12 protein-coding genes are annotated in these 17,638 nt (G+C 69.2%); 9 read left to right on the top strand and 3 right to left on the bottom strand.

Features of this window, described 5'->3' with window-relative positions; genetic code table 11:
* Positions 1–32 precede the first annotated feature (32 nt).
* Both ACFC3F_RS05650 and valS read right to left on the bottom strand, forming a co-directional pair.
* Positions 33–281: a hypothetical protein gene (locus ACFC3F_RS05650; protein WP_376127495.1), complete on the bottom strand. Its 249-nt coding sequence runs from the start codon at positions 279–281 to the stop codon at positions 33–35.
* Positions 281–2,857 carry a valine--tRNA ligase gene (gene valS, locus ACFC3F_RS05645; RefSeq protein WP_376127493.1) on the bottom strand — a complete coding sequence of 859 codons (2,577 nt, stop codon included), beginning with the start codon at positions 2,855–2,857 and terminating at the stop codon, positions 281–283. The genes ACFC3F_RS05650 and valS overlap by 1 nt, the downstream gene beginning before the upstream one ends.
* A 163-nt stretch (positions 2,858–3,020) precedes the next feature.
* Between valS and ACFC3F_RS05640 the strand changes: the two genes are divergently transcribed.
* The 8 genes from ACFC3F_RS05640 (at position 3,021) to ndk (ending at position 13,906) form a co-directional block, all read left to right on the top strand.
* On the top strand, positions 3,021–4,646 hold the full coding sequence (locus ACFC3F_RS05640) for an ABC transporter substrate-binding protein (protein WP_376127491.1): 1,626 nt from the start codon (positions 3,021–3,023) through the stop codon (positions 4,644–4,646).
* Complete coding sequence (locus tag ACFC3F_RS05635) at positions 4,643–5,611, top strand: ABC transporter permease (RefSeq protein WP_376127489.1); 969 nt, start codon at positions 4,643–4,645, stop codon at positions 5,609–5,611. Before ACFC3F_RS05640 ends, ACFC3F_RS05635 begins: the two co-directional genes overlap by 4 nt.
* Positions 5,608–6,420, top strand: a complete 813-nt coding sequence (locus ACFC3F_RS05630; RefSeq protein ID WP_376127487.1) for an ABC transporter permease — start codon at positions 5,608–5,610, stop codon at positions 6,418–6,420. Before ACFC3F_RS05635 ends, ACFC3F_RS05630 begins: the two co-directional genes overlap by 4 nt.
* Complete coding sequence (locus tag ACFC3F_RS05625) at positions 6,417–7,964, top strand: dipeptide ABC transporter ATP-binding protein (protein ID WP_376127485.1); 1,548 nt, start codon at positions 6,417–6,419, stop codon at positions 7,962–7,964. Before ACFC3F_RS05630 ends, ACFC3F_RS05625 begins: the two co-directional genes overlap by 4 nt.
* Before the next feature lie 188 nt (positions 7,965–8,152).
* Positions 8,153–11,725: an isoleucine--tRNA ligase gene (gene ileS, locus ACFC3F_RS05620; RefSeq protein WP_376127483.1), complete on the top strand. Its 3,573-nt coding sequence runs from the start codon at positions 8,153–8,155 to the stop codon at positions 11,723–11,725.
* A complete protein-coding gene (locus tag ACFC3F_RS05615) occupies positions 11,722–13,074 on the top strand; it encodes a bifunctional folylpolyglutamate synthase/dihydrofolate synthase (RefSeq protein WP_376127481.1) in 1,353 nt (450 codons plus the stop codon). Before ileS ends, ACFC3F_RS05615 begins: the two co-directional genes overlap by 4 nt.
* Positions 13,071–13,472, top strand: coding sequence for a DUF4233 domain-containing protein (locus ACFC3F_RS05610; protein WP_376127479.1), 402 nt, complete (start codon positions 13,071–13,073; stop codon positions 13,470–13,472). The genes ACFC3F_RS05615 and ACFC3F_RS05610 overlap by 4 nt, the downstream gene beginning before the upstream one ends.
* Positions 13,473–13,492: 20 nt before the next feature.
* Complete coding sequence (gene ndk / locus ACFC3F_RS05605) at positions 13,493–13,906, top strand: nucleoside-diphosphate kinase (RefSeq protein ID WP_376127478.1); 414 nt, start codon at positions 13,493–13,495, stop codon at positions 13,904–13,906.
* A gap of 437 nt (positions 13,907–14,343) precedes the next feature.
* On the opposite strand, the gene ACFC3F_RS05600 is transcribed toward ndk, so the two are convergent.
* Positions 14,344–14,964 (bottom strand): vitamin K epoxide reductase family protein, encoded by a 621-nt coding sequence (locus ACFC3F_RS05600; protein ID WP_376127476.1) that lies wholly within the window; start codon positions 14,962–14,964, stop codon positions 14,344–14,346.
* Positions 14,965–15,251: 287 nt separating this feature from the next.
* Between ACFC3F_RS05600 and ACFC3F_RS05595 the strand changes: the two genes are divergently transcribed.
* Positions 15,252–17,600 carry an Rne/Rng family ribonuclease gene (locus ACFC3F_RS05595; protein ID WP_376127474.1) on the top strand — a complete coding sequence of 783 codons (2,349 nt, stop codon included), beginning with the start codon at positions 15,252–15,254 and terminating at the stop codon, positions 17,598–17,600.
* The last annotated feature ends 38 nt before the right edge of the window (positions 17,601–17,638 follow it).

The raw sequence follows: 17,638 nt of genomic DNA, 5'->3' as shown, positions 1-17,638 counted from the left end.
GTCCGATCGCTCCTGACCGTCGGGCGTGATCGTCAGGCGAACTCGTCGTCGGGATCGGACCTGACGACGGGCTCACCCGCCGCGTCCAGCGTCACGAAGACACCCGTGTCGAGTTCGGCGATGGGGCGCCCCTCGACCCACGTGAGGGTCCAGCGGGGTCGCGGCTGGCCGAGGTCGTCGGCAGGGATCGCCTCGTCGACCGAGCGGATGCCGCGCACGAGCGCGTCGGGCACCGAACGAGGCGGTTCGTCACCCGAGGTCCAGCGTGTTCCGAGCTGCATCAGGCCTCCTCGGCAGGAACGAGCACGACGTCGCCCACGACGAGCTCATCGCCGTCCGCGTAGGCGATCTCGCCGATGCGCCCGACGGCCTTGAGGTCGCCTTCGGCCGATCGGATCGCATCGAGGGATGCCGCGGGAGCGGCGATCGTCAGCTGCTCGACCGCCGTCTTCTGCGAGGCCTTCGCCTCGGTCTTCGCGCGGCGAACGCCGATCAGTGCGGCACTCACGGCCGCGAGCACGGCCGGGTCGCCGTCGATCCCGAGCGGCTGCGGCCACTCCGCGTTGTGCACGGACCCTTCGTTGAACCACGACCACGATTCCTCGGCGGCGAACGCGAGGACCGGGGCGAACAGGCGCAGCAGCGTCGACAGCGCGATCCGCAAGGCGAGGGCGGCGGACGGCTGGCCCACGTCGGTCTGGTTGTAGGCGCGCTCCTTCACGAGCTCGAGGTAGTCGTCGCAGAACGTCCAGAAGAACGACTCGGTGAGTTCGAGCGCCCGCGCGTGGTCGTAGCCCTCGAACGCCTTCGTGGCCTCGCGGACGACGTCGTCCAGAGTCGCGAGCATCGACGCGTCGACCGCGTGCGTGATCTCAGCGCCCTCGGGCACGGGGAACGACAGCACGAACTTCGACGCGTTCAGCACCTTGATCGCCAGGCGACGCCCGATCTTGACCTGCGTCGGGTTCTGCGGATCGAAGGCGGCATCGGCGCCGAGCCGGCTCGACGCCGACCAGTAGCGCACCGCGTCGGTGCCATGCGAGTCGAGGATGTCGGCGGGCGTGACGACGTTGCCCTTCGACTTCGACATCTTCTTGCGGTCGGGGTCGACGATGAAGCCCGAGATCGCGGCATCCGTCCAGGGGGACCGACCGTCTTCCAGCGCACTGCGCAGCATCGTCGAGAACAGCCAGGTGCGGATGATGTCCTGGCCCTGCGGGCGCAGATCGAACGGGGCGACGAGGTTCCACAGCTCCTCGTCGCGCTGCCAGCCGCCCGCGAGCTGCGGTGTGAGCGACGAGGTCGCCCACGTGTCGAAGATGTCCTTCTCGGCGTCGAAGCCGCCCGCGACGCCGCGCTGGTCCTCGCTGTACCCCGGCGGCACGTCGATCGTCGGATCGACCGGCAGCGAGGCGAGATCGGGGGTCAGCACGCGGTCGTAGTCCCGTTCGCCGTTCTCATCGAGGGCGTACCAGACCGGGATCGGCACGCCGAAGAAGCGCTGACGCGAGACGAGCCAGTCGCCCGTGAGCCCGCCGACCCAGTTCTCGTAGCGGACGCGCATGAAATCGGGATGCCACGCCATGCCGGTACCGAGAGCGATGAGCTTCTCGCGCAGCGCCTCGTCGCGGGCACCGTTTCGGACGTACCACTGGCGCGTCGAGACGATCTCGAGCGGGCGGTCGCCCTTCTCGAAGAACTTCACGGCGTGCGTGAACGGCTTGGGTTCGCCGTCGAGGTCGCCGGAGGCCCGCAGCAGGTCGACGATCGCCTTCTTGGCGCTGAACACGGTCTTGCCCGCGATCTCGGCGTAGGCCGCCTTGGCGGCATCCGTCACGATGACATCGGGTGCGTCGGCGATGACGCGGCCGTCTTTGCCGAGGATCGTGCGGTTGGGCAGATCCAGTTCGCGCCACCAGATGATGTCGGTGACATCGCCGAAGGTGCAGATCATGGCGATGCCCGAGCCCTTGTCCTTCTGGGCGAGCGGGTGCGCGAGGACCGGCACTTCGACGTCGAACAGGGGCGTGCGCACGGTCGAGCCGAACAGCGGCTGGTACCGCTCGTCGTCGGGGTGCGCGACGAGCGCGACGCAGGCGGCGAGCAGCTCGGGACGGGTCGTCTCGATGTGCACGTCGCCCGAGCCGTCGGTCTTGTGGAACGCCACTCGGTGGTAGGCCGCGGGCTGGTCGCGGTCTTCGAGCTCGGCCTGTGCGATCGCGGAGCGGAAGTCGATGTCCCACAGCGTCGGGGCGAGAGCCTGGTACGCCTCGCCGCGCTCGATGTTGCGCAGGAAGGCGAGCTGGCTCGTGCGGATCGTGTCATCCGAGATCGTGCGGTAGGTCTGCGTCCAGTCGACGCTGAGGCCGAGCTGGCGGAACAGCGCCTCGAACTGCTTCTCATCTTCGAGCGTGAGGCTCTCGCACAGCTCGATGAAGTTGCGGCGGCTGATCGGCACCTGGTCGGCGGCCTTCGTGCTCTTGTTGGTGCCGCCCTGGAACGGAGGCGTGAACTCGTGGTCGTAAGGCAGCGACGGGTCGCAGCGCACGCCGTAATAGTTCTGCACGCGACGCTCGGTCGGCAGGCCGTTGTCGTCCCACCCCATCGGGTAGAACACCGTCTTGCCGCGCATGCGCTCGAAGCGCACCTTGACGTCGGTGTGGGTGTAGCTGAAGACGTGCCCGATGTGCAGCGATCCGGATGCCGTCGGGGGAGGGGTGTCGACCGAGTACACACCGTCGCGGCCCCGCTCAGCGGCACGGGCACGGTCGAACAGGTACGTGCCCCGCTCCTGCCACGCGGCATCCCATTTCGACTCGAGACCTTCGAGAGCGGGCTTGTCGGGGATCGTGGACATGTGAAGGTCTCCTCGCCGTATGTGCGGCACCGTGTGAGCGTGCCTGAGTATGGGATGCCCGATGATTCTATCGAGCGCACGCTCGCGGGCGGACACCGCATAGTGAACCGGGTCCAAGAAGTGCGTTAGCGTATTCACGTCCCGACACCAGCGAGGTTTCCGCATGCTCACCCACCGCTCATCCGCCTCCCGCCTGCTGCGTGCGGCCGCTCTCACCGCCGCGGCTGCACTCGTTCTCAGCGCATGCGCATCGGGCGACGAGGCAGACACGGAAGACGCCGGCGGTGAGGTCGTCTGGGCCATCGAGGGCGCGAACCTGTCCGCAGGACACATGGACCCGCAGACCAGCCAGCTCGACGTCTCGGCGATGGTGCAGCGCGTCGTGCTCGACTCGCTCGTCTTCCAGAACGCGGACGGCTCCTTCTCACCGTGGCTCGCCGCGGACTGGGAGATCTCTGACGACGGTCTGCAGTACACCTTCGACCTGCGCGACGATGTCGTCTTCCACGATGGCGAGCCCTTCGACGCGGCGGCGGTCAAGGGCAACTTCGATCGCATCGTCGACCCCGACACCGCGTCCGCGCAAGCCGCGGCCATGCTCGGCGCGGATTTCTACGCCGGCACCGAGATCGTCGACGACCACACCGTGCGAGTTTCGTTCACACAGCCGTATGCACCCTTCCTCCAAGCCGCCAGCACGGCACAGCTCGGGTTCTACTCGCCGGCCGCGCTCGCTGCCGACGCGGAGCGGCTCGCGGCCGGCGGGCCCGACGTCACGATCGGGACGGGCCCCTTCGTGCTCACCGACTACACGCCCGATCAGGAGATCGTCTACACGCGCAACGCCGACTACACGTGGGGCCCCCACGGGCAGGGCGCACCGCAGATCGAGACGCTGCGGGTGAGCATCATGCCCGAGCCGGCCGTGCGCGCGGGTGTCATCGGCAGCGGCGAGGTCGACCTCGCGAGCCAGCTGCCGCCGAGCGTCATCGCCGATCTCCCCGACGAGCTCACGATCGACTCCGTCGAGCTGCCGGGCCTGCCGTATTCGCTCTACCTCAACGAGCAGTACGGCGTGTTCGCCGACGAGCGCGTCCGCCAGGCGTTCGCGCTGGGCATCGACATCGAGCCCGCGGTCGAACAGGTCTTCTTCGGGCAGTATCCGCGCGCGTGGAGCATCCTCGCCTCGACGACCCCGGGATACGAGCCTGCCGTCGAGGGGACGTGGGCGTTCGATCCCGATGCGGCCGCCGAGCTGCTCGACGCGGCCGGCTGGACCGGACGCGACGCCGACGGCTACCGGACGAAGGACGACGCGCGGCTTTCGGCCCGCTGGATCGCCTGGACACCCGTGCCCGACGACCGCGCGGCGCTGGCGAACGCGATCCAGTCCGACCTGCGTGAGATCGGGTTCGAGCTCGTCCGCGACGTGCTGGAGCCGGGCGCGTACAACGAGCAGTACGGCCCGAAGACCTTCGACCTCACCGACTGGGGTTTCTCGGGAGTCGACCCCGATCTGCTGCGCAGCCATCTGCACACCGACGGCTTCCAGAACGCGTCGCAGGTGTCCGATCCCGCCATCGATGCGCTCCTGGACCGCGGCGTCGCGACGAGTGACGTCGACGAGCGCGCCGAGATCTACCGCGAGCTGCAGCGCTGGAACGCCGAGTACACCGCGATCGTGCCGCTGTACGTGCCGTCGTCCATCACGGCCGTCTCGCCGGCGATCAGCGGAATCGCATACGACCTCTACGGCCGGCCCCTGTTCTACGACGTCACGCTGGAATGAGACCGGCGGGGCGCGTCCTCGCGCGGATCGGCGGTCTGCTCGCGGGGCTGATCGTCGTCCTGTGGGGAGCTGCGACCCTGGCGTTCGTCGCGATGCGGCTCATCCCCGGGGATCCGGTCGACGTCATGCTGGGTCCGCAGGCCCAGGTCTCGGATGCCGTCAAGGACGGCATCCGTCGAGAGCTGGGTCTGGACCAGACCCTCGCACAGCAGTACGCCCAGTACATGGGCCGGCTGCTGCGCGGAGACCTCGGGGAGTCCTATCAACTGCGGATGCCGGTGGCCGATGTCATCGGCAGGCAGCTGCTGCCCACCCTGCAGCTCACCGGTCTCGCGCTCCTGATCGCACTCGTCCTCGCGCTCGTGGTCGCCATCACGGTGCGTCGCCGCGCCGCGCGCATCGTCGTGGCCGGTGTCGAACTGGTCATCCTGTCCTCTCCCGTGTTCTGGATCGGACTCGTCCTGCTCACGGTGTTCGCCTTCACGCTGGGCTGGTTCCCCGTCACGGGGTCGAGGAACGCGGCATCCCTCGTCCTGCCCGCCGTCACGCTGGCGCTGCCCACGGCCGCCCTGCTCGGACAGGTGCTGCGCGACGGCATCGAGGCCGCCGAGCGGCAGCCGTTCGCCGTCACGGTGCGTGCACGCGGTGCGAGCCCGAGCAGACTCCTGCTGCGGCACACGCTGCGGCACGGTGCCACAGGGGCCCTCACGCTCGCCGCCTATCTCGTCGGCACGCTGCTCGGCGGTGCGGTTCTGGTCGAGACGGTGTTCGGCCGGCCGGGGCTGGGCCGGGTCACCCTCGTGGCGATCACCGATCGCGACCTGCCCGTCATCGGCGGCATCATCCTGCTCAGCGCGCTCGTGTTCGTCGTGATCAACATCGTCGTCGAGCTGACGGCGGCGGTCATCGACCCTCGGCTGCGCCGACCGGCCATCGCCGATCACGCGAGGGGCGGTATGCCGTGAACCGTCGTCAGGTCGTGGCACTCACCGCCGCGGGCGCTGTGCTCGCCGTCTTCATCGCGATGGCGATCGCGCCGTCGCTGTTCACGCCGTTCGACCCGCTGCAGACCGATGTGCGCGCCGCCCTCCTGCCGCCGAGCCCGGACCACGTCTTCGGCACCGACCAGAGCGGACGGGACATCTTCGCGAGAGTCGTCTACGGCGCGCGCTCGTCTCTCTCGATCGGCGCGATCGCGGTGGGCGTCGCGCTCATCGTCGGCCTCGTCGTCGGCACGGCGATCGGTGCGGCACCGCGCGTCGTCGATGCCGTCGCCGTACGCGCGCTCGACGTCGTCCTCGCCTTTCCCGAGTTCCTGATCGCGCTCGTCGTCGTCGCGGTCCTCGGGCCCGGTCCCGTCAACGTCGCCATCGGCGTCACGATCGCCGTCATCCCCGTCTACGTCCGGCTGGCCCGCGTACAGACGCGTACGCTCCTCGCGGCCGATCACGTCGAAGCCGCCGCGCTGCTCGGTGTGCGGCGCCCGGTCGCCATCTTCCGTCACGTGGTGCCCGGCGTGCTCGGCGCGCTCAGCGTGATCGCGACGATCGGGTTCGGCACGAGCATCCTCGCGGCGGCGGGGCTGAGCTTCCTCGGCCTCGGGCCGCTCGAGCCCACGCCGGAGTGGGGGCTCATGCTCTCGGGAGGGCGCAACGTGCTCGCTCAGGCCTGGTGGATCGCCGTCTTCCCGGGGCTCGCGATCACCCTCACGGTGATCTCGGCGACGATCGTCGGACGCACGCTGCGCGCCGCGGCGGAAGGACGCACCGCATGAGCGCCCTCGACCTGCGGAATCTGCGGATCTCGTTCGGCCCGCGCACGGTGGTCGACGGCGTCGACCTGACCGTGGAGCCCGGGGAGTGCGTCGCGGTGGTCGGCGAGTCCGGCGCCGGCAAGTCGCTCACGGCGCTCGCCCTGCTCGGGTTGACACCCCCCGGTGCCCGTGTGGGCGCCGACCGTCTCGAGATCGACGGCGTCGACCTGCGCCGGGCGGGTGAGCGCGCGTGGCGCGAGGTGCGCGGCGACCGCATCGCGCTCGTCTCGCAGGACGCGCTCGTCTCGCTCGACCCGCTCGCCCGCATCGGCGCGGAGGTCGCAGAGCCGCTCGAGATCCACACGCGCCTCGACCGTCGCCAGCGCGCGCAGCGCGTGCACGAGCTGCTGCTGCGGGTCGGGATGCCGCATCCCGATCGCCGTGTGCGCCAGCGCCCGCATGAGCTCTCCGGCGGTCTGCGTCAGCGTGCACTCATCGCCTCTGCGCTCGCCGCTGCGCCCCGCGTGCTCGTGGCGGATGAACCGACGACGGCACTCGACGCGACCGTGCAGGCACGCGTGCTGGGCCTGCTGCGTTCGCTGGTCGACGAGGGCGTCGGGCTGCTCCTGATCAGTCACGATCTCACGGCCGTCGCGCGCGTCGCGGATCGGATCATCGTCATGCGAAACGGGCGGGTCGTCGAGACGGGTCCGGCAGCACAGGTGCTGCGCGACCCCCAGCATCCCTACACCCGCGAACTCGTCGACGGCACGACCATCCCGCCGGCCGAATCTCCCGCGGGGGGCGCTGTCGTGCTCGCGGCCGACGGACTGCACAAGACCTTTCGCGGCTCGACCGCCGTCGACGATGTGACCTTCACGGTGCGTGCCGGGCGCTCCCTCGGCATCGTCGGCGAGTCGGGCGCCGGCAAGTCCACCGTCGCGCGGCTCCTGCTCGGCGTCGAGACGCCCGACCGCGGCACGGTGTGCTTCGACGACGCGCCATGGAACCCGGCCCGTGAGCAGGACCGCAGGCCTCGTCGCCCCCGCATCCAGCTCGTGCATCAGGACACGCGCGCCGCCTTCGATCCGCGCTGGACGATCGGCAGATCACTGCGCGAAGCGCTCGCGGCGGGCGGTGTTCCCGCGGGACGACACGCTGCACGGACGGCCGATCTGCTGCAGCTGGTCGAACTCGATCCCGAGCTGGCAGGGCGCCGTCCGGGGCAGCTCTCGGGCGGTCAGCGGCAGCGGGCGGCGATCGCCCGAGCCCTCGCGACCCAGCCCGATGTGCTCGTGCTCGACGAACCCGTCTCGGCGCTGGATGTCTCGGTGCAGCGGCGCGTCCTCGAGCTGCTGGCGCGGTTGCGGCGCGAGCTGAGGCTGACGACGGTGCTCATCTCGCACGACCTCGCCGTCGTGCGAGGGCTGGCCGACGATGTCCTCGTCATGAAGGACGGCCGCGTCGTGGAGCGGGGGGTGACGACCGACGTCTTCGACCGGCCGCAGCATCCCTTCACGATCGAGCTCGTCGCGGCGTCGGCGCGGTCGGATAGAATCACCTGAGCAGCATCGATCCGGCCATCACCGGGGAGCTCTCGGAAGAACGGCGCGAGCCCGGTAGAACCGAGCGGGTCAGGCCCGTGACAGCCGCAGTGAGAGTGGCCGGCAACGGCAACGCGGGGTGGTACCGCGGTCCTTTCCGAAGGGTCGTCCTCGCAGGAACCGGCGACCACGACACCTGCGAGAGACCCATGACCTACCCCCGCCCTTCGGCAAGCTCCGACCCTTCGACGAGCTCAGGGACCGCGACGAGCTCAGGGACCGCGACAAGCCCAGGGACCCGCGGGAGTGCCTTCGGACCCGCAGCGGTCGTGCCCAGCCCGCGCTTTCCCGAGATCGAGCGCGACGTGCTCGCCTTCTGGAAGGACGACGACACCTTCCGCGCGTCGATCGAGAACCGTGAGGGCGCCGACGAGTGGGTCTTCTACGACGGGCCGCCGTTCGCCAACGGCCTGCCGCACTACGGCCACCTGCTGACCGGCTATGCCAAGGACCTCTTCCCGCGCTTCCAGACGATGCGGGGCAAGAAGGTCGATCGCGTCTTCGGCTGGGACACGCACGGCCTGCCGGCCGAGCTCGAGGCGATGAAGCAGCTCGGCATCACCGAGAAGGCCGAGATCGAGGCCATGGGCATCGACGTCTTCAACGACAAGGCGCGGTCATCGGTGCTCGCCTACACGCGCGACTGGGAGGACTACGTCACCCGTCAGGCCCGCTGGGTCGATTTCGAGCGCGGATACAAGACGCTCAACCCCTCGTACATGGAGTCCGTGCTCTGGGCCTTCAAGACGCTGCACGACAAGGGACTCGCCTATGAGGGGCACCGCGTGCTGCCGTACTGCTGGCGCGACGAGACCCCGCTGTCGGCGCACGAGCTGCGCATGGACGACGACGTCTACCAGATGCGCCAGGACCCGTCGGTCACCGTGACCTTCCCGCTCGTCGGCGCGAAGGCCGAAGCCCTGGGCCTCACGGGCGTGCGGGCGCTCGCGTGGACGACGACCCCCTGGACCCTGCCGACGAACCTCGCGCTCGTGGTCGGCCCCGACATCCGCTACGTCGTCGTGCCCGGCGGTCCCGCGGGCGCCGCCGACGTGCAGCCCGGTGACGAGCCGCTCGAGGCGACGGCGCACCGCTATCTGCTGGCCGAGCCGCTGCTCGCCGGTTACGCGAAGGACCTCGGCTACGATTCCGCTGAGGCGGCGCAGGACGCCGTCGTGCAGAGCGTCCTGGGCGCCGAGCTCGAGGACGTCGCCTACGACCGTCTCTTCGACTACTACGCGGATGCCGCCACCTGGGGCACCGAGCGCGCCTGGCGGATCCTCGTCGACGACTACGTCACGACCTCGGACGGCACGGGCATCGTGCACCAGGCACCGGCCTTCGGTGAGGATGACCAGCGGGTGACCGAGGCCGCCGGCATCCCGCTCATCATGAGTCTCGACGACGGCGGGCGCTTCCTTCCGCATGCGACGGATGTCGCCGGCGAGCTCTGGATGGACGCGAACACGCCGCTCGTGCGCCTGCTGCGTCAGAACGGGCGGCTGCTGCGCCTCGCGAGCTACGAGCACTCGTATCCGCACTGCTGGCGCTGCCGCAACCCTCTCATCTACCGTGCCGTGTCGAGCTGGTTCGTGCGCGTGACCGACATCAAGGACCGCATGCTCGCGAACAACGAGCAGATCACGTGGGTGCCCGAGAACGTCAAGCACGGTCAGTTCGGCAAGTGGCTCGAGGGTGCGCGCGACTGGTCGATCAGCCGCAACCGGTACTGGGGCTCACCCATTCCGGTGTGGAAGAGCGACGACGCGGCGTACCCGCGCGTCGACGTGTACGGCAGCCTCGACGACATGGAGCGCGACTTCGGACGTCTCCCTCGTGACCCCGAGGGCAACGTGGATCTGCACCGGCCGTACATCGACGACCTGACCCGCCCGAACCCCGACGACCCGACAGGGCGGTCGACGATGCGCCGCATCGAAGACGTCTTCGACGTGTGGTTCGACTCCGGATCGATGCCCTACGCGCAGGTGCACTACCCGTTCGACAACCGCGAGTGGTTCGACTCGCACGCCCCGGCGGACTTCATCGTCGAGTACATCGGCCAGACGCGTGGCTGGTTCTACGTCATGCACGTCCTGTCGACGGCGCTGTTCGATCGCCCCGCGTTCACGGGGGTGTCGTGCCACGGCATCGTGCTGGGCAGCGACGGGTACAAGATGTCGAAGTCGCTCAAGAACTACCCTGACGTGTCCGAGGTCTTCGACCGCGACGGCTCCGACGCGATGCGCTGGTTCCTCATGTCCAGCTCGGTGCTGCGCGGCGGAAACCTCGTCGTCACCGAGGAGGGCATCCGCGCCGCCGTGCGGGAGTTCATGCTGCCGCTGTGGAGCACGTGGTACTTCTTCGCGACCTACGCCAACGCGGCGGCGCCGGGCGGTTACGAAGCCACCTGGCGCACCGACTCGACGAACGTGCTCGACCGGTACATCCTGGCTCTCACGGGCGATCTCGTGCGCGGAGTCGCGGCTGATCTCGAGGGTCTCGATTCGACGTCGGCGGCGGCGAAGCTGCGCGACTTCGCCGAGGCGCTGACGAACTGGTACATCCGCCGCTCGCGCGACCGTTTCTGGGTGGGGGTCGACCCTTCGACAAGCTCAGGGACCGCGGGCGCAAGCTCAGGGACCGCGGGTACAAGCTCAGGGACCGCGGGTGCAAGCTCAGGGACCGCGGGTGCAAGCTCAGGGACCGCGGGCGCAAGCTCAGGGACCGAGGCGTTCGACACGCTCTACACGGTGCTCGAGACGCTCACCCGCGTCGCGGCTCCGCTCATCCCGCTCGTGGCCGAGCAGGTGTGGCAGGGGCTGACCGGCGGACGCAGCGTCCACCTGCAGGACTGGCCCGATGCGGGCCTGTTCCCGCAGGCCGCCGACATCCGCAGCGCGATGGATGCGGTGCGCGAAGTCTCCAGCGTCGCGAACGCCCTCCGTAAGCGCGAGGGCAAGCGCGTTCGGCTGCCCCTGCCGATGCTGACGGTCGTCGCGACCGACGCGGGCGCGTTGGGACAGTTCGACGACATCCTCCGCGACGAGCTGAACGTCAAGGCGGTCGAGCTCGTCGACCAGCGCGACGACACGGCAGCCGGGTACGGCATCACCCATCGTCTGTCGGTCAACGCCCGGGCCGCCGGGCCGCGCCTGGGCAGAGACGTTCAGCGCGCGATCCAGGCGGCCAAGGCCGGCGACTGGTCCGAGGAGGACGGCACCGTGACCGCCGGGGGCTTGGCCCTGCAGCCGGGTGAGTACGACCTCGTGCTCGAGACGGCAGGACGCCCCGAGGGTGAGGCGCTTGCGCTTCTTCCGAGCGGCGGATTCGTGCTGCTCGACACGACGACGACGCCCGAGCTCGAGGCCGAGGGTCTCGCGCGCGACGTCATCCGCGCCGTGCAGGACACACGCAAGGCCGCCGGATTCGATGTCAGCGATCGCATCCGTCTACAGATGCTCTTCCAGGACGCCGCAGACGCAGACGCCGTCGCGGGAGCGTTCGACGTCGCCGACATCGCGGGGGAGACGCTCGCCCTCGACCACGCGCTACTGCTCGAGGGCGAGGACGCGCACGTGCCGGCCGATGCCGCGATCGAGGTATGGCAGGCGGGCGCGTTCGGCGCCGCGCCGGAGCATGTCGCATACGTGCGCACCGGTCAGTACGCGAACGCAGGCGGCTTCTGGGTCGCCGTGACGAGGATCGAGGCAGCCGAGTGAACGACCGTAACCGCGCCGACGCCGTCTACGAGTCGCTGCTGCAGCGACAGGGGGAGCAGTGGGTGCAGCCGCGGGTCGAGCGCACGGCTCGCGTCCTCGAGCTGCTCGACGATCCGCAGAAGACCTACCGCGTCGTGCACATCAGCGGCACGAACGGAAAGACCTCGACGGCGCGCGTCATCGAGAGCCTGCTGCGCGCGCACGGCCTGCGCACCGGCCTGTTCACGAGTCCGCACCTCGAGCGGTTCACCGAGCGGATCACGATCGACGGCGAGCCGATCTCGGATGCCGCGATCGCCGACGCGTGGGACGAGATCGAGCCGTTCGTGGATATCGTCGACGCCGAACTCGCCGCCGCCGGCGACGCGGCGCTGACCTTCTTCGAACTGCTCACCGTGCTCGCCTTCGTCGCCTTCTCGGACGCGCCGATCGACGTGCTCGTGCTCGAAGTGGGCATGGGCGGCGCGTGGGACTCGACCAACACGGCCGACGGCGACGTCGCCGTGTTCACCCCGATCGCCATCGATCACGCCGATCGTCTGGGCGAGACCATCACCGAGATCGCGACCGTCAAGGCCGGGATCATCAAGGACAGCGCGGCGGTCGTCTCGGCACGCCAGCAGCCCGCCGTCGAAGCCGTGCTCAAGGCCGTGGCCGAGGCACGGGGCGCCACGATCTCGTTCGAGGGAGACGACTTCGCGCTCGTTTCGCAGCGTCTCGCGGTGGGCGGGCAGCTCATCTCGGTACGCGGCCTCGCGGGCGTCTACGAAGACGAGTACCTGCCGCTGTACGGCTCGCACCAGGGCTTCAACGCATCTCTCGCGATCGCCGCTGTCGAGTCGCTCCTGGGCGGTGCCACCCGTGCGATCTCGAGCGACGTGCTCGCCGAGGCCTTCGGCCAGACGACCTCACCCGGACGCCTGCACCTCGCCGGCACGCATCCGACGGTCCTGGTCGACGCGGCGCACAATCCGCACGGTGCACAGGCCCTCGCGACGGCTCTGCGCGAATCGTTCGACTTCGACGACTGGGGCGTCGTGCTGGGCGTGCTCGACGACAAGGACGCGGGCGGAATCGTCACCGCGCTCTCGGATGTCGCGACCCATGTCTTCGCGACCGCGCCGGCCTCGGAACGTGCGTCCGAACCCGACGCGATCGCCGACGTCGCCGAGGCGGCGGGCCTGTCTGTGACGGTCCATGACGACCTCAGCGCGGCAGTGGAGGCGGCACGAGAGTGGGCCGCAGCATCCGATCGTCGTGCCGTCGTCGTGACGGGCTCGGTCGTGCTGGCCGGCGAAGCGCTCACGCTCGCCGAGATCGAGGACTGGAAGTCGGGTTGGACATCATGACGGGAACGCAGACACCCCAGCCGCGCCGCCGCCGCGGCGCCGCGGAATCTCTCGCGTCGATCGTGCTCGCCTTCGAGTCGGTCATCGCCTTCCTGGGAGGGCTCGTCATCTTCGGGCTGGACACGCTGCCCGACGGCATCGAACGGTGGTGGGGCGTCGTGGCGGGAACGACCCTGGCCGTTCTCATGATCCTGACGGGTCGTCTCGTGCGCTACCGGTGGGGGATCGCGATCGGCTGGCTGCTGCAGCTCGTCGTCGCCCTCGGGGCGCTCCTCGAGCCCGTGCTCATCATCGTCGCGCTCATTTTCGGCGGCATGTACGGCTATGCCACCATCAAGGGAGCGGCTCTCGACCGGCGCAACGCCGCGATCGAGGCGCAGCAGCCCGACCAGGCCTGACAAACGGAATGGAAACACGCATGACCACGGAAGAGACCCTCGTCCTCATCAAGCCGGACGGCGTTGCCCGCGGGCTCACCGGGGCGATCCTCGCCCGCATCGAGGCGAAGGGCTACGCCCTCGTCGACATCCGCCTCGTCGAGCCCGACCGCGCCCGTCTCGAGCGGCACTACGCCGAGCACGAGGGCAAGCCCTTCTACGAGCCGCTCCTGGACTTCATGATGTCGGGTCCGTCGGTCGCGATCCGTGTCGCCGGCAACCGCGTCATCGAGGGCTTCCGCTCGCTCGCCGGCACGACCGACCCGACGACGGCAGCCCCGGGAACCGTCCGCGGCGACTTCGGCCGCGACTGGGGCCTCAAGGTGCAGCAGAACCTCGTGCACGGCTCGGACAGCCCCGACTCCGCCGCGAGGGAACTCAGCATCTGGTTTTGATACGAGACGGATCAATGCTGCGCAGCAGCGTTGATGCGGCTCGTATCAAGATCGAGTAGCAGCGCGAAGCGCAGCGTATCGAGATCTCGCGTCCCGGGATCAATGCTGCGCAGCAGCGTTGATGCGGCTCGTATCAAGATCGAGTAGCAGCGCGAAGCGCAGCGTATCGAGATCTCGCGTCCCGGGATCAATGCTGCGCAGCAGCGTTGATGCGGCTCGTATCAAGATCGAGTAGCAGCGCGGAGCGCAGCGTATCGAGATCTCGCGTCCCGGGATCAATGCTGCGCAGCAGCGTTGATGCGGCTCGTATCAAGATCGAGTAGCAGCGCGCATCTCGATACGCGCTTCGCGCTACTCGATGACCGGGGGTTTGCGGTCCGCGCTACTCGATGACCGGTCGGGGGCTTCGCGCTACTCGATGAGCGGGGTTTCGCGGATCAGAACAGCGAGTTCACAATGCTCACGACGGCATTCATCTCGATCTGCGCGAGCAGAAGCACGAGCGCATAGCTGAGGATCGTCGCCAGCGGCACCCACGCCATGAGCTTGTCCGCAGTCCGGCGCACGCCGGCCGGCACGGCGAGCACTCCCGAGCGCAGCACATGCAGCGTCACAACATAGAACGTCGGGATCGTGACGGCCCACGTGACCATGCACCACGGGCACAGGGTGTGCAGGTTCGGCGCGTAGATGCTCTGGCCGATGAGCCAGATGACGAAGCCGAAGGCGAACGCGGTGCCGGCCCAGAACAGCAGCCAGAACCATCGCGCGAAGCGTGCGCGGGCGAGGATCGCGACGCCGACGGCGATCGGTGCCACCCAGCAGGCGAGCCCCAGCAACGGGTTCGGAAAGCCGAAGATCCTGCCCTGCCACGCGTCGAGGTTGGCGCTGCACTGCACGAGCACCGAGATGTCGCAGGCGGCGGCTGCACCGGGATTGGCGAGGCCGTCGAGCTTCGCGAGGGTGAGCGAAAAGGCTGCCCACCACCCGATCGCGCCGGCGATGATGAGCCACACCGCGAGGACGGTCGGGCGCGTGTGGGTCTGAGACGGGGGCATGCCTCGGATTATCGCAAAGATGGCCTATGGGTGAGGCGTGGGCGGGCCATGAAAGTCTTCACACGTCGATGTGTGAGCATTCGGTCCGGGAAAGTGCGATAATGATGCGGATGCGCCGCGGCCGCGCCGCCACCGCATCATCGAAGACTTCAGGGCGATGACAGCCCTTCGCAGCCTGGGCGCACAGCCGGCTGCAGACCGAGTGAGTTCGCGGCACCGCAGGTGCGGCACCGCACGAGATTTCGCCGGGCGACGCGCGGTGTCGCCCCGCAGGGAGTACGCCAGTGATGGCTGATGACAGCACCTCAGAACACCCCGACGGCGACGAATCGAGCGCCCCGACGACGACGGAGACCGCTCCGCCTGACGTGACCGGCCTTCCGGTCGCACTCGAGGGGCCCGACATCGACGTGCCGACCGATGCCGAGCCGCCGCCCGCCGTCGTTGCGGCCGGTGACGACGCGGACCCCGCCAGCGAGGCGCCCACCGGCGACGCCGGCGCACCCGCGTCGGACGAGTCCGACGACGGGTCGGATTCGCCGGAGACCGGCGGCGCGGTCGCGGACGAGCCGGAGCAGTCCGGCCCCGTCACGGCCGTCTCGCTCGGCCTGCTGCCCGAGACCTTCGTCTCCGCGGTGTCGACGGCGCTGCACTTCTACGCGCCCGAGATCGTGCCTCTGCCGGCCCTGCCGGACGAGCGTCCGCACCACGACGACCAGTCGTCGTCGAGCTCCCGTCGGCGTGGGCGTCGCCGCGGGGGAGACCCGCGCGACGACGAGCAGGCCGAACACCCCGCGCCGCACCGTCAGCGTGCCGTCGAGCTCATCACCGAGCCTCAGCGCATCAAGGGTTCCACCCGTCTCGAAGCGAAGAAGCAGCGTCGTCGTGACGGCCGCGAAGCGGGTCGCCGCCGCGCGGTCGTGACCGAGGCCGAGTTCCTCGCCCGCCGCGAGGCGGTCGACCGCGAGATGATCGTGCGATCGAAGAACGGCCGCGTGCAGATCGCGGTGCTCGAGGACAACGTGCTCGTCGAGCACTATGTCGCGCGCAACCAGGACGCATCCCTCATCGGCAACGTCTACCTCGGTCGCGTGCAGAACGTGCTGCCGAGCATGGAAGCGGCATTCGTCGACATCGGTCGCGGACGCAACGCCGTGCTGTACTCGGGCGAGGTCGACTGGGATGCCGTCGAGACCGGCAACCAGCCGCGCCGTATCGAGCTCGCGCTCAAGAGCGGCGACAAGGTTCTCGTGCAGGTCACGAAGGACCCCGTGGGCCACAAGGGCGCACGCCTCACGAGCCAGATCTCGCTGCCCGGCCGCTACCTCGTGTACGTTCCCGGCGGCGCGATGAACGGCATCTCGCGCAAGCTGCCCGACACCGAGCGGGCCCGCCTGAAGAAGATCCTCAAGGAAGTCCTGCCGGAGTCCTCGGGCGTGATCGTGCGCACGGCGGCCGAGGGAGCGACCGAAGAGCAGCTCACCCGCGACGTGCAGCGCCTCACGAACCAGTGGGAGCACGTCTCACGGCAGATCGATTCGATCCAGGCGCCGGCCCTGCTGCATTCGGAGCCCGATCTGCTGGTGAAGATCGTCCGCGACGTCTTCAACGAGGACTTCACGCGCATGCTCATCCAGGGCGATGAGGCGTACGCGACGATCACGAAGTACCTCGAGTCGGTCGCACCCGACCTGCTCGACCGTGTCGAGGCGTACGAAGACGATGTCGATCCGTTCGACGCGCACCGCATCACCGAGCAGATCGAGAAGGCTCTCGATCGCAAGGTGTGGCTGCCGTCGGGCGGATCTCTCGTCATCGACCGCACCGAGGCGATGACGGTCGTCGACGTCAACACCGGAAAGTTCGTCGGCTCGGGCGGCAACCTCGAAGAGACCGTCACGAAGAACAACCTCGAAGCCGCCGAAGAGATCGTCCGTCAGCTGCGCTTGCGCGACATCGGCGGCATCATCGTGATCGACTTCATCGACATGGTGCTCGAATCCAACCGCGACCTCGTCCTGCGCCGTCTCGTCGAGTGCCTGAGTCGCGACCGCACGAAGCACCAGGTGGCCGAGGTCACGTCGCTCGGCCTCGTGCAGATGACGCGCAAGAAGCTGGGCCTCGGACTGCTGGAGACTTTCAGCGAGGCGTGCGATGTGTGCGCCGGTCGCGGCGTCATCGTGCACCACGACCCCGTCGTCAAGCACCGCGGCACGACAGGCGGCGCATCGGGCGGACGTCGCTCGCGCGGCGGCTCGAACCCGCCGGCCGGTTCGAACGGCACGCATGTCATCACGGAAGGCGCGAAGTCCGCGCTCGCGCAGATCGCGGCGTCGACGATCCATCACCCCGACGAGCCGGCCGAACAGGCGCCGATCGTGGAGGCTCCCGTCGAGCGGCCGAAGAAGCAGCGCAAGAAGCGGCAGGACTCCGCCGCCAAGAACGCGGGCCCCGCAAAGAACGCCAACGCGTCCAAGACCGAGAAGGACCTTCTTCTCGATTCGGTTCTGAGTGCGCTTCCCGAGCCCAAGGCTCCGGGACAGGGACGGTCACGCCGTCGTGTCACGACGGCTGCGCTGACGGGGACTCCCGTCGCGCCGACGACAGCGCCCGCGAAGCCCGCGTCAGAGGACTGAGCCGTGTGTCACAGCCCGCGCCGCTCGCGGGCTGTGAC

Origin of the sequence: Microbacterium sp. NPDC055910, assembly GCF_042271185.1 — a bacterium.
Classification (GTDB): domain Bacteria; phylum Actinomycetota; class Actinomycetes; order Actinomycetales; family Microbacteriaceae; genus Microbacterium.
Note: the sequence above shows the minus strand (reverse complement) of the source record. Positions and strands in the feature narration are given on the sequence as shown.